Genomic DNA, 13167 nt, shown 5'->3' on the forward strand with positions numbered 1-13167 from the left:
CGCTGCTGCGGGTCCAGCATCGTGTCGTCGTGCCCGTCGGGCTCCTCCAGCTCCACCGACAAGCAGTGCGCGACCACCTCGGTGCCGGGCTGCCACTTGGTCACCCCGGGCCCGGTGCGCAGCACCACCCCGGCCAGGTCCGACCCGACCACGTGGTAGGGCAGGTCGTGCCGCTTGGTCAGCGGCGAAAGCCGGCCGTAGCGCTCCAAGAACCCGAACGTCGAGACCGGCTCGAAGATCGAGGTCCACACGGTGTTGTAGTTGATCGCCGAGGCCATCACCGCCACCAGCGCCTCACCCGGCCCCAGCTCGGGCAGCGCCACGTCCTCGACGTGCAACGACTTACGGGGATCCTTCTCCTTGGTCGACATCCCCTCGAACATGTCGACCTCGTCCTTGTGGACCGTGGCCGCACGGTAGTGGTCGGGGATCTCCAGGTTCGCGAAGTCTCCGGTGGCCGCGCTCTGCTCGTCTTCCTGGCTGGCCATGATCGCGTCGAGGATGCGCTGCACAGTCAGAGTCCTATCGGTTGATCGGAGGTGGGAGCCGGGAGGGACGGCCGAGGTCGACGGGAGGGCTGCCGCACCCGCGCGGGCCCGAGGTGACCACCTCGGCTGGTGGTCCCGAGCAGGCCGCGGCGGATGCGCCTCGAGGCAGATCGCGCCGACGATCACGCGATGGCTGCGGGCGACGAGACTCCATCTCTACCCCCGAGTTGTTGAGTGACATTGAATCGCCATCGGGCGACTTCTGCCACGGGCGGCGCTCCTCGAACCGCAGATCGCTCGGGTTGGGGCGGGCTCACGTACCGGATGTCCACTGTGCGGACGCTATAGTTCAATGGTGTCGAAATCAGGCGTCCTGGCTCGAGCGGCACGACTGCTGCGTGCGCTGTCCCAATCGGGTCCTGAGGGAGCAACGACGACAGAGCTCGGCCTCGCAGCCCGATTGCCGAGGCCGACCGCTCACCGAGCCTTGGAGGCGCTTCAGGACGAAGGCTTCGTGGACCGCGATCGTTCGAACGGCAGATGGCACCTCGGGCCCGAGCTGTTCCTGCTGGGGAGCTCGGCAGCCACGCGGTACGACCTCGCCGAGTATGCGAGACCGCATCTGTGCGCGCTGGCTGCTCGCACCGGCGAGAGCGCCTTCTTCTCGGCGCGCCGGGGCGACGAGACGGTCTGTCTCACCCGCGAGGACGGCGACTTCCCGATCCGATCGTTCGTGCTCTACGAGGGGGCGCGGTTCCCACTAGGCGTCACTTCTGCCGGGTTGGCCGTGCTCGCCCACCTTCCGGAGCGCGAGGTAGGGACCTACCTCGAACGGAACGACCTCACACGGACCTACGGCTCGAGCCATGGCAGCGAAGACCTCATCGCGCGCATCGCTGAGACGAGATCGAACGGCTACGCGACAAACCCCGGACTCGTTGTCGCAGGCAGTTGGGGTATGGCGGCGGCAGTGTTCGACAACCGCCACCGTCCCGAGTGGGCACTCACGCTGACAGGTGTCGAGTCGCGGTTCACCCCCGATCGACGGCGTGAGCTGGGAAGCCTGCTGCTTCGCCACGCGCACTCGCTGAGCAAGGAGCTGCAGAGCCGCTACCGATGGTGAGAGCGATCGCCCACCACCACCCGACTCGACGACCACGGCACGGCTGCGCCTGCTCGGTGCCGGCGCGGTCGTCGACCAGGTGCCCGCCGTCTCGGCCACACGTTCGGCAGTCGGCGACGGCCACGTCACCGAAGAGCCGGCTCCCGCGACCCCGACACGGCGCAGGGGGAGGGGCAGGGGCAGGGCAGGGGCGATCTGTCGGCCGGCACCTGTCAGCCAGACGCCGGCCAGCCGCGGGCTCGGGAGCGGAGAGCGTCGTGGACCCCGCCGAAAGCGGTCGGCGAGCCGATCAGCTTCTTCGGCACCTTGCACACCATGGTGTAGACGGTGTCGCACACGTTCGCGACCGGGCTCAGGGCGATCTGCGACACGAGCTGGTAGGCGTCCATCTCCGAGAGCGAGAGAAGCTCCGCGACCCAGCGGACCATCTCGGTGTGCGCGATCCGGAAGGCGTCCTCCAACGGCTTGGCCGAGCCGGTCGTCATCAGGTAGTCGTCGTTCTCGAGGCGCGGCCACGGGGTGGGCGTGTCCTTGATCAGGTCGACGATGATCACCGAGTCCATCGCGCACTCGACGGCAACGCCGCAGGTCTCGCCCTCGGCCTGACGAGCGTGGCCGTCCCCGAAGCTGAGCAGCGCTCCGTCCACGTTCACCCCCAGGTAGCACGTGGAGCCGGCCCGCATCTCGGGCGTGTCCATGTTCCCTCCCCACGACCCCGGGGTGAGTGACGACCGGACCTCGCCCAACGGCGGCGCGACCCCGACCGTGCCGTGCATGGGGTCCATCGGCAGCGGCAGGTGGAGGTCGCCCTCGACTGCTTGGTAGTGGACGAGCCGCGCCTCGTTGTCGAGCTCGTAGATCCAGGTGAGCTCGGGGAGGGCCGGGTGGAGCAGCGCCGTGTCCCGGCTGGCCGTCAGCGCGCCGAAGAACGGGACCGTGGTGCTGACACCCCAGCTGTACCGCGGCTCGATGCGCACGAAGTGCACCGCGACGGTGTCCCCGGGCTTCGCGCCCTCGATGAAGAACGGACCGGTCTGGGGGTTGAGGAAGCGGGGATCGCACACCTGCGACGTCACGTCCGCGGTGCTCCGGACCAGGCCCGCGAAGCAGTCCCGCGTCGAGGTGACGACGACGGTGCCGGGATGGATCGCGGCCACGGGCTCGGCACCGCCGAACGTGAAGAGGAGGGATTCGAGGGGTGCGTCCTCGTCGATCTCGAACTCGAAAACGTGAGTCATGGCATCCATTCGTCGGAAAGTAGTGGACAGGAAGTCGGCCCTGATCGAGGGCCTCGACACAGCCGTGGTCCGCCCGCGACGGCTAGCCCGGGGCCGGCGCGGCCTCGAGCAGTCCGAACCGGTCCTGGGCTCCACTGTCCCAGTGCCGCATCCGCGTGGTCGCCGAGTCACCGAGGGAGCCGAGCACGCCCGCGACCAGGCACTCCACCAGTGCGAACGCCGGGGCGAGTGCGTCGAAGGCGGAGGGCGACTCGACCTCGGTCGGCAGGACGACGTCCGCGTAGGCCGCGGCCGGCGAGAGCCAGGGGTCCGTCAGCAGGACGACGGACGCCTTGCGACGGCGCGCGTGCTGGGCGAGCAGGATGCTGTCGCGCTGGTAGCGCCGGTAGTCGAAGACCACCACGACGTCGTTGCGGTCGATGTCGAGCAGCTGGCTCGTGCGCCGCTGGGAGCTCGACTCGACGAGGCGGACCTTCGGTCGCAGCTGCTGCAGGTACAGCTCGAAGTACTGGGCGAGGACGTGGCTGAAGCGTCCGCCGCCGAGGGTCACCCGCCGGCTGCCGTCCCCGATCAGCGCGACGGCGGCGTCGATCTCCGAGGGCGGCACGGTGAGCAGGGAGGTCGCGACCGCGCGCGCCCGGACCTCCGCATGGTCGCGGACGAGCTCCGAGGCCGTACCGGACGGTCGGGTCGCAGCGAGCCGGCTCAGCGGTCCCGACGCGCCGGGCGCCAGCTCGTGACGGAGCGCCGCCTGGAGCTCCGGGAAGCCCTGGAACCCGATCCTGCGACAGAACCGGACGACCGTGGGGGCGCTGACCCGGGCGCGCTCGGCGAGGTAGGCAACGGTGTCCAGCCCGGCCGTCGGGTACTCGGCCAGGAGGGCGCGGGCCACCTTCTTCTCCGAGGAGCTGAACTGGTCCATCCCGTTGCGCACCTGGTCGGCCACCGTGAGCACGGCCGCGGGCCGGGGGGCCGGCAACGCGGTGCTCATGGCTCCTGGACTCGGTTCGCTGGGGTCCGTCGCATGTCGGGTGGGCGGGTTCACCAGCCGGCGAACGGGAGCAGCAGCTCATCGGCGACGGCGCCGTTGCTCGCGTCCTCGATCGCCCGGCCCAGGATCTCGACGCCCCGGTCGGCCTCCTCGTCGCTGATCACCAGGGGCGGGGTGATCTCCAGGACGTTGCCGCCCACGTAGTAGACGACGGCGCCGAGCTGCCAGGCGCGGTAGACGACCTGCTGGGCCAGTCGGCGGTCGGGGGCGTTCGTGCCCCGGTCACTGACCAGCTCGACGCCGATCGCCAGGCCGGCACCGCGGACGTCACCGATCTGGGGCAGCCGCGCCTGGAGCTCGCGCAGGCCGGCCACCATGCGCGAGCCGGCTGCCGCCGCACGGGCCGGGAGCTCCTCGGCGACGATGGTGCGGAGCACGGCGCGGCCCGCCGCGGTGCAGATCGGGTTGCCGGCGGTGGTCAGCAGCGCGGAGGCCGCGGGTCCGTCCAGGATCGCGGCCGGTCCGACCGCGGCCGACAGCGGCAGGCCGCCGCCGATGACCTTGCCGAAGGTAATGATGTCGGGCACGACGTCGTCGAGCTGGAAGGCGTGCAGCACGCCGGGGCGCCCGAGGCCCATCTTCACCTCGTCGCACACCAGCGGGACGTCGTGGCGACGGCACACCTCGTGGAGCCGCCGGAGGAAGCCCGGCGGCGGGAGCACCATGCCCCCGTCGGAGAGGATCGGCTCGACCATCACGCACGCGACGTCGCCGCGGGCCAGCTCGCGGTCGACCTCGGCCAGCGAGGCGGCGACGCTCGCCTCGACGGGGTCGTCGCCATCCGCGTGCGGCCGGAACGGATTGGGGTAGGTCGCGAGGTACAGGTCGGGGTCGGGAGCGAGTCCGGCGTCGATGTGGACACCGGAGACGCGCATGGCGACGCCGATGCCGCCGTGGTAGCAGTGCTCGAACGTGACCACGCGGCGGCGCCCCGTGGCGTGGCGGCAGGCCCGGATGACGACGTCGTTCGCGTCACTGCCGGCGTGCCCGAAGTACACCCGCCGGTCCCCCGAACCCGGCGTGAGCTCGAGCAGCTCCTCGGCGAAGCCCACCGAGTCGGGGTGGACGGCGGAGAGGCCACCGGCCCCGGGAGGGGCCTGGAGCGCGCGGGTCACCGCCTCGGTCACCGCCGGGTGCCCGTGCCCCAGACCGCAGGCGGTCCAGGTGGCACTGAGGTCGAGCAGCTCGCGGCCGCCCTCCTCCGTCAGCCAGACGCCGCGGCCGGCGACGACGGACAGCGGGAAGAAGCGCAGCTTCTCGATGCCGGCCACGACGGCGGCATCGCGCTCGTAGAGCGAGCCGGCCGCGGTGGTGGCAGGCGTGGACGAGGACGTCATCGGGACTCCATCTGTGCCGGTGGATCGAAAGGGGGAAATGAAGGACGGTCGGCTCAGGCCGACCAGGCGAAGCGCAGGCGGTCGACGACCTCGGCGATGTCGGTACCCGAGAACTGCCGCTGCTCGTGGCGACGCACCGCCACGAGCGCCTCGTGCAGGCTCTCACCGAGCAGCTCCCGGGCGACCGCGGACTTCTCCAGCGCGTCGAGCGCCTCCTCCTGCGTACCGGCCAGCTGCACCACCCCGAGCCGGCGGGCTTCCTCGACCGACAGGCCCGAGGGGTCCTGGTCCGTCTCCGGCGGGAGCGGCGTGCCGGCCGCCAGGCCCCGCAGCGCGGCGCCGAGGATGGCGCCACACGCGATGTAGGGGTTGGCGGAGGGGTCGACGCACTTGACCTCGACGTTGGCGCCGTAGGGGTTGCCCTGGGTGGCGGCGCAGAAGCGCACCGCTGCCTCCCGGTTCTCCAGGCCCCAGCAGGCGAAGGCGCCCGACCAGCGCCCGGGCTGGAGCCGCACGCTCGACAGGGCCGACGGCGCCAGCAACCCCACGATCTCGGGCAGGGCCTCGACGATGCCCGCGACGAGCGAGCCGCCCTCGGCCGTCATGCCGCGCGGCCCGTCCCCGCCGGAGAACAGCGGCACACCGTCGCGCGTGAAGGACAGGTGGAGGTGGGCGCCGTTGCCCATGCCGTCGACGAGCGGCTGCGGCGAGAGCGAGACGCGCAGGCCGTGCCGGCGGCCGACCCGACCGAGGAGGAAGCGCGCCAGCACGAGCTTGTCGACCGCCTGCAACGGCGCCGCCGGCGCCAGCGAGAGCTCGAACTGGTCGCCGCCGTACTCGGCGTGCAGCTGCTCGAGTCCGAGACCGGCTCGGTCGAACTCCTCCTCGACCTCGGCGAGGAAGGCCTCGTGGGCGAGCAGCGGGCTGAGCCCGTAGGCCGTCCACGACGCGTCCCGCTGCCCCGACTCGGGGAGCAGCACGAACTCGATCTCCCCGGCCGCGAGCACCTCCAGGCCGACCTCCTCGGCGGCGGCCTGCTGCCTCCGCAGGAACCCGCGCCAGCAGACCTCGTCGGGTTCACCGTCCTGGGTGAACATCTCAGCGGGGGCCCACGCGAGGCCGCCGCCGACGTCGACGGCGGCCTCCAGATCGGCGCGGAGGCGCTTGTCGCCCACCGCGCCGATCCCCGGCGTCATCGCGATCGCGTTGTCCGCGCAGAACACCGCCCAGGTCGCCGAGGCGCCGACACCCGACCGGTGGAGCGACCGCACCCGGTCGAGAGGCACCTGCTTCCCTCGGAGCACGCCGGCGGAGTCCACGATGCTCGCGAGGACCTGCCGGACTCCCCCACCAGCGAGGGCGTCCACCACTGACCCGATCTCGGCGTCGGACAGCACGGGCAGGGACGGGCGGGTGCTCATCACTTCTCCAGGAGGGGTCGGCGGACGGACGACGGCAGACGGCTCAACGTGGTCCGGTCAGTCGTCGGTCCACGCGTCGAACACGTCGGACAGCGTGCAGAACCACACGTCGTCCAGCGCCCGGATCGACGTCAGGAACTCCTCGAACCCGGCGACGTGGTGGGCGCGCCCGATGGTCTGCGGGTGCACCGTCAGGTTGTACACGGCGTTCGGCACCCGCTGGTGGGCGTAGTCGAAGATGTCCTGCCACCGCTGCAGCATCACGCGATGCGATCCCAGCTGGGGGGACACACCCGGGATGTACTCCACGGCCGGCCAGTCGTCGAGGTACCACGAGACCGGGATCTCCAGCAGGCGGCTGGGCGGACCGAACTGGTTGGCGGACTCGTAGGCGACGGTCACCGGACGCGGGTGGTAGGGCTCGAACTCCCGCCCCATCAACGAGCTGTCCCACTCGAACTCGAAGTCCTCGAGGATGCCGAGCGTCGCGTCGGAGAAGTCCCACGCAGGAGAGCGGTAGCCGCGCGGCTTGCGCCCCACGACCTGCTGGTGCTGCTGGAGCTGCAGCTCCATGAGCTCACGCTCGCGGTCGGCGTCGAGGGAGCGGATGTCCTCGTGGTAGCACCCGTGCGCGGCCATCTCGTGGCCGCCCTCGAGCACCGCTTCGATCTTGTCCGGGAAGGTGACCAGGTCGTGGCCGGGCGTGCACCAGGTCGTGGTGATCTCCAGTCGTCGGAACAGGTCGAGCAGCCGCGGTACGCCGACCTCGGCGCCGAACTCGCCCCGCGAGAGCACCGACGGGCTGGTCATGCCCATCGTGCCCATCCAGGGCGAGTGGGCGTCGAAGTCACAGGTGATGGCAACCGCCATCCGCTTGCCGTCGGGCAGGGTCAGGGACATTCGAGTGGCCTTTCAGATAGCTGCTGGTGGGACGGGAACACGGTTCACAACAGGGCGGGCGCGGTGCTGGGTACCGTCTCGAGCTCGATCGGCAGACCGGTGTCCACGCTCACGACCGAGACCGCGCGGGTGCGTCGGTCGACCGTCATGACGCATCGGTTGGGGAGGAGCGACCACCCGGGCTGCGGCCAGCCGCTGGACGCGATCACGACTTCATCCGCCGAGTTCTTGACCCGCAGGTGGTAGTACTCCTCGGGCTCGCCATCGGTGCGCGTCGGGTCGAACATCGAGCCCACGACGAGCTGATCCGGCGTGAGGAGGATCGAGTTCAGGCTGGAGTACGACGACACCTCGTCGATCGCGACCAGCGTCTCGCGCATCGCGTCGGCTGCCGGCAGGTCCCGCATCCGGGTCAGGATCGCGAGGAAGTAACGCTCGCTGTCGGTGTCTCCGACCGTGCCGGCACGCAGGGAGGGCGCGACCAGACCCTCGAGGGCCTCGATGTCGTGCACCGATCCGTTGTGCGCGAACGCCGCTCCGCTGCGCGAGAACGGGTGCGTGTTGTTCGCGGTCACGGCCAAGCCCATGGTCGCCCAGCGCAGGTGGACGAGCGAAGCCGTCGACCGCCGCTGCGACACGTGCCGGTCGAAGCTGTCGCACCGGAACGCGGGCTCGACCGACGTCACGACCTCGATCTCCCCGCCGTCGTCCCACGCCGCTCCCCACCCGTCCCCGTGCCGCTCCTGCGAGAGGTCGGCGAAGAGCCGGAGGTCGTCGGCGAGAACGTCGGTGATGCTGGCGGGCTGGTCCGAGACGATGCCCAAGAGGCGGCACATTGCTTGCGAGAGCTCCTTCGTTGCGCTGCGGGGACGGGGGACGACCGGGGGCTAGGCGGTGCTCCAGCGGTCGCGGAACGCCTGGTCCGCGGCGACGGCGAGCACGACGATCGCGCCCTTGGTGATCAGCTGCCAGTTCGAGTCGACGGCGAGGCTGAAGAAGATGTTGTCGAGCACGGCGAGGATGAGCAGGCCCACCCCGCTGCGCCAGATGCGACCCTCACCGCCGGCCAGCGAGGTCCCGCCGATGACCACGACGGCGATGGCGTCGAGCGCGAGGTTCGCACCGACGTCGCCCTGTCCGACACCGAGCCGGGAGGCGGCCATCACGCCACCGAGGGCGGCCAGCAGGCCGCTCAGGGCGTAGGTGCTGCCGCGGACCAGCCGGACCGGCACGCCGGAGAGCCGGCTGGCCTCGGCGTTGCCGCCGACGGAGAACACGCGGCGACCGTAGGTCGACTTGTGCAGCAGCACGGCGCCGACGCCGAACACCGCCATCAGCACGATCACCGAGAGCGGCACGCCGGCGACGCTGCCGGCGCCGAGCTCCATGAACGACATCTTGGTCACCGTGTACGGCTGGCTGTCGGAGTAGAGCAGGATGCCACCGGCGTACACCGACGTGGTGCCGAGCGTGGCGACGAACGGGTTGATGTTGAAGCGGGCGACCAGCACCCCGTTGACGATGCCGAGCACCAGGCCCAGCCCGAGGGCGGCGAGGATGCCCAGCGCCACGGAGTGGTCCATCGACACCTTGGCGGCGATCGTCCCGGCAGTCGCGAAGATCGCACCGACGGAGAGGTCGAATCCCCCGGCGATGATGACGAAGGTCATGCCGACCGCCGCGACGCCGAGCGGGGCGCTCTGGCTCAGCACGATCAACAGGTTGTCCGGCGCCAGGAAGCCGGAGTACAAGACGGTGGCCACGACGACGAGGCCGACCAGGACGGCCACCATCCCGTAGTCGACGGCCAGCCTGGCGGCGACGTCGCCGGCTCGCCGGCCGGCGGGCTGGGCCGGCCCCGTCGGGGCGTCGCCGGCTCCGGTCAGCGTCGGCGTTGCGCTCTGATCGCTCATTTCTTCCTACACTCCAAACGCGAGGTTGAGGACCTCACCCACGGTGGGGTCCTGTTCGTGCATGTCGATCTCCGCCACGACGCGACCCTCGGAGAGGACGAGGACGCGGTCACTGACGTCGAGAACCTCTTCGAGCTCGGCGCTGGCCACGACGACGCCCATGCCGTCGCGTGCGAGCTTCCGCAGCGTTGCGAGGACCTCGACCTTCGCCCGTACGTCGATGCCGCGGGTGGGCTCGTCCGCGAGCAGCACCTCGGGCCGGTGGTGCAGCCACTTGGCGATCGCGACCTTCTGCTGGTTGCCGCCGGAGAGCTGGCGGACCGGGTAGAACCCGACCCGGCGACCGAGGTTGAGGCTGTCGAGGAGCTCGGTGGAGCGCGACAACTGGCGCCGCCGGCTGACGAGCCCACGCGACGACGCGCTCCCCAGGTCGGTCAGCGTGATGTTGTCCGGGATCGGCATGCCCAGGACCAGCCCCTGGCTCTTCCGGTCCTCCGGCAGCAGCGCGATGCGCAGCCTGCGGATCGCCGCCCGAGGGGAGCGCGGCCAGCGGACCGCGCGCCCCCGCATCGTCAGCCGCCCGGTCGAGGTCGGCTCGGCGCCGGCGAGACTGCGCAGCAAGCTGCTCCGGCCCGACCCCACCAGCCCGGCCAGACCGACGATCTCACCGCTGCGCACCGAGATGTCGATCCCGGTGATCGCGCCCGGCAGCCGCACGTCGCGCGCCTCCAGGAGGAAGTCGCCGGTCACGGGCACGCGATCGCGCTCGACCCGCAGCGGCGTGTCGCCGACCATCGCGGAGACGAGCGACCGCCCGTTCCACTCCGCCACGGGAGCGGAGGCGACCTTCCGGGAGTTGCGCATCACCGTCACGGTGTCGCTGACCCGGAGCACCTCCTCGATGTTGTGGCTCACCAGGACGATCGTCACGCCGCGGTCGCGGAGGTCGCGCATCAGCCCGAGGAGGAAGTCGCGCTCCCGCTCCGAGAGCGCGGCGGTGGGCTCGTCCAGCAGCAGGATGCGCGCCTCGGCGTGCACTGCCCGCATGATCTCGAGGATCTGCTGGTCGGCGACCGAGAGCCGGTCCGCCCGGACGTTCGGGTCGATCCGCACACCGAACTGCTCGCAGAGGGCGATGAACCGCTTGGTCATCGCCCTCTCCGAGAGCATCCCTCGGCGCGCCGACTCCTGACCGAGGTAGACGTTCGCCTTCGCCGTCAGCTGGGGCACGACGGTCAGCTCCTGGTACACCGAGCGGATCCCGGCCGCCATCGCCGCACGGGGCCTGCCCGGCGCGACGTGGTGGCCGAAGATCTCGATGGTGCCCTCGCTGGGCGCGATGCGGCCGCTCAGCATCCCGAGGACCGTCGACTTGCCCGCGCCGTTGGCACCCATCAGGGCATGCACCTCGCCGCGGCGGACGGTGAGGTCCACCTCCGTGACCACCGTGTTGTTGCCGAACCGCTTGCTGACCTGCGCGCAGCGGATGGCGACGTCGGTGTCGACGTCGGTGTCGACGTGGTGGCTGGCGAGAGACATGAGCTGGCTCCTTCCGGGCGTCAGCGAGTGCCGGCTACTTGAACTCGGCCTTGAACTGGTCGACGTTGTCGGCGGTGACGAACGGCGCGCCGTCGAAGGTCAGCTCGGAGCTGAGGTCGAACGACTCCGGGATGTCCTTGCCCTCGTAGGCGTCCACGGTGAGCTCGACGCTCTTGGCCACCTCGGTGTAGGGCAGCATCGGCAGGCTCATGGTGACCTTGCCGTCCTTGATCGCGTCGACGATCCACTCGTTGGCGCCGTAGTCGTAGACCTTGACCTGACCGGTCTTGCCCGCGGCCTCGATGGCCTGGACGACGCCCTTGGTCATCTCGGCGTAGTTGGTGACGTAGATCTTCAGGTCCGGGTTCGCCTGCAGCACCGCCTGCGCGACGTCGTACGCCGAAGCGGTCGTGTAGTCGGACTGCTGGTTCGAGACCACGTCGAAGGCCGAGTTGCTCTCGACCTTGTCCTTGAGCGCCGCCAGGGCGTTGTTGGTGTTCGCGTTCAGGTTCGGACCGGTGAGCAGCGCCAGCTTGCCGCCGTCGGGGTTGTCCTCGACGATCGCGTCCATCCAGGCGTCGTACAGCTCCGGCGTCTGACCGCCGACGAAGCCCATCGTGCCCTCGGTGAAGGTGGCGTCACCGCACAGGCTCTGGTTGGAGACGAAGACCTTGATGCCCTGCGCCATCGCCTGGCGGATCGGGGCGCACGCCTGGTCGGGCGCCACCGCGGCGACGATCCAGGTGTTGTAGGTCTTGCGCGTCATGGCGGTCTGGAACTGGTTGATCTGGGTCGCCGAGTCCCAGTTCCCCGAGATGACCTCGAGGTCGACGCCGAGCTTCTCGGCGGTCTCCTTCGCCGCGTTGACGTTGGTCTGCACGTAGGAGTTGTTCGTGCCGGAGATGAAGTAGCCGATCTTCATGTCGCCCGCACCGCCGCCGGCGGAGGAGGACGACGCGTCGTCCCCGCCGCAGCCGGCCAGGGCGAACAGGCTGGTGGCGGTGAGGACGGCGAATGCCTTCGTGAGGAATCCACGACTCATGGACGTGCCTTTCTGAGGTGGTGAAGCACGGAGAGGACGACCCCGGACGGTGGTCGCCGAGGGGTCAGCGCGCGAGGGTCTCCTCGTGCGCGATCCAGGCGTCGCAGGCATCACTCAAGGTGGTGAACCAGACGTCGCCCGCCGAGACGGCGTGCTGGATGAGGGACTCCAGCACCAGCATGTGGTGGGCCCGACCGATGGTCTGGGGGTGCATCGTCAGGTTGAACAGCCCGCCGGGGTGGTGCGCCCGGCCGTAGTCCAGGATCTCCTGCCAGCGCAGCCCCATGTCGCGGTGGGAGCCCAGGCCGGGCGCCGTCTCCCTGATGTAGTCGACGTCCGGGGCATCGTCGAGGTACCACGACACCGGCAGCTCGACCAGCGGGCTCGGTGCGCCGAAGGTGCTGGCCTCCTCGTAGCGCACGTCGACCGGCCGGGCCCGGTACGGCTCGAAGTCCCGTCCCATCAGCGAGCTGTCCCAGTCGAACCCGTAGTCCTCCAGGATCTGGGCGGTCACCGCCGAGTAGTCCCAGGCCGGGGAGCGGTATCCCCGCGGGAGCCGGCCGACGATCTGCTGGTGCTGGGCCAGCTGGACGTCCATGAGCCGCCGCTCCTCGGCGGGCTCCAGGGTCGGGATGGCCTCGTGGTAGCAGCCGTGAGCGGCGATCTCGTGGCCGGCCTCGAGGATCTTCTCGATCGTGTCGGGGAAGGTCACGAGGCTGTGGCCGGGGACGCACCAGGTCGCCTTGATGTCGAACTCGGCGAGCAGGTCGAGCACGCGGAACGCACCGACCAGCGCGCCGAACTCCCCGCGGGAGTGGTACGACGGCGAGTCGATCCCGAGCATGCCCATCCAGAGGCACTGGGCGTCGAGATCGAAGGTGAGGGCCGCGGCGAACCGCTTGCCTTCGGGCAGCTGTAGGGGCATGGAGGAGTTCCTGGGATGTTCCTGGGGCGGACCGACGCCGAGGCGCCATGAGGGCAGGGAGAAGCGGCCGAAGGGGTGGGGTCGAGGAGGGCTGGCCCGGGGTGCGGCGGGCCCGCCCGAGGGGGCCAGCCGCGGTGTCGACCTGTGCGGCAGACCACGGTTGGCACCCGAGGTCACAGAGGTTAGAAGT

General features: G+C 70.5%; 12 protein-coding genes. 1 reads left to right on the forward strand and 11 read right to left on the reverse strand.

Annotated features, from left to right (window positions below):
- Window positions 1–512 (reverse strand): alcohol dehydrogenase catalytic domain-containing protein (locus tag ABD086_RS20320; protein ID WP_425571666.1); only part of this gene is annotated, 512 nt, incomplete at its 3' end.
- Window positions 513–840: 328 nt separating this feature from the next.
- Here ABD086_RS20320 and ABD086_RS20325 point away from each other — a divergent pair.
- A complete protein-coding gene (locus tag ABD086_RS20325; RefSeq protein ID WP_343909600.1) occupies window positions 841–1611 on the forward strand; it encodes an IclR family transcriptional regulator in 771 nt (256 codons plus the stop codon).
- A gap of 212 nt (window positions 1612–1823) precedes the next feature.
- On the opposite strand, the gene ABD086_RS20330 is transcribed toward ABD086_RS20325, so the two are convergent.
- The 10 genes from ABD086_RS20330 to ABD086_RS20375 all read right to left on the reverse strand — a co-directional run bounded on the left by ABD086_RS20330 (window position 1824) and on the right by ABD086_RS20375 (window position 12977).
- Window positions 1824–2849, reverse strand: coding sequence for an acetamidase/formamidase family protein (locus tag ABD086_RS20330; RefSeq protein ID WP_343909603.1), 1026 nt, complete (start codon window positions 2847–2849; stop codon window positions 1824–1826).
- An 82-nt stretch (window positions 2850–2931) separates the two neighbouring features.
- Window positions 2932–3840: a MurR/RpiR family transcriptional regulator gene (locus ABD086_RS20335; protein WP_343909605.1), complete on the reverse strand. Its 909-nt coding sequence runs from the start codon at window positions 3838–3840 to the stop codon at window positions 2932–2934.
- Window positions 3841–3890: 50 nt separating this feature from the next.
- Window positions 3891–5237, reverse strand: a complete 1347-nt coding sequence (locus ABD086_RS20340; RefSeq protein ID WP_343909607.1) for an aspartate aminotransferase family protein — start codon at window positions 5235–5237, stop codon at window positions 3891–3893.
- Between the two features lie 53 nt (window positions 5238–5290).
- Window positions 5291–6658: a type I glutamate--ammonia ligase gene (locus tag ABD086_RS20345; protein ID WP_343909609.1), complete on the reverse strand. Its 1368-nt coding sequence runs from the start codon at window positions 6656–6658 to the stop codon at window positions 5291–5293.
- A gap of 57 nt (window positions 6659–6715) precedes the next feature.
- Window positions 6716–7558, reverse strand: a complete 843-nt coding sequence (locus ABD086_RS20350) for a polysaccharide deacetylase family protein (protein ID WP_343909611.1) — start codon at window positions 7556–7558, stop codon at window positions 6716–6718.
- Window positions 7559–7602: 44 nt separating this feature from the next.
- Complete coding sequence (locus tag ABD086_RS20355) at window positions 7603–8382, reverse strand: class II glutamine amidotransferase (RefSeq protein WP_343909613.1); 780 nt, start codon at window positions 8380–8382, stop codon at window positions 7603–7605.
- Window positions 8383–8445: 63 nt separating this feature from the next.
- On the reverse strand, window positions 8446–9471 hold the full coding sequence (locus ABD086_RS20360) for an ABC transporter permease (RefSeq protein ID WP_343909615.1): 1026 nt from the start codon (window positions 9469–9471) through the stop codon (window positions 8446–8448).
- A 6-nt stretch (window positions 9472–9477) separates the two neighbouring features.
- The gene (locus tag ABD086_RS20365; protein ID WP_343909617.1) at window positions 9478–11010 is read right to left on the reverse strand and encodes a sugar ABC transporter ATP-binding protein; all 1533 of its coding nucleotides are present in this window, start codon (window positions 11008–11010) and stop codon (window positions 9478–9480) included.
- 34 nt (window positions 11011–11044) lie between these two features.
- Window positions 11045–12052, reverse strand: a complete 1008-nt coding sequence (locus ABD086_RS20370; protein ID WP_343909619.1) for a sugar ABC transporter substrate-binding protein — start codon at window positions 12050–12052, stop codon at window positions 11045–11047.
- A gap of 64 nt (window positions 12053–12116) precedes the next feature.
- Window positions 12117–12977 (reverse strand): polysaccharide deacetylase family protein, encoded by an 861-nt coding sequence (locus ABD086_RS20375; protein WP_343909621.1) that lies wholly within the window; start codon window positions 12975–12977, stop codon window positions 12117–12119.
- Between the last annotated feature and the right edge of the window lie 190 nt (window positions 12978–13167).

This window comes from Nocardioides aquiterrae (genome assembly GCF_039526625.1).
GTDB lineage: Bacteria > Actinomycetota > Actinomycetes > Propionibacteriales > Nocardioidaceae > Nocardioides > Nocardioides aquiterrae.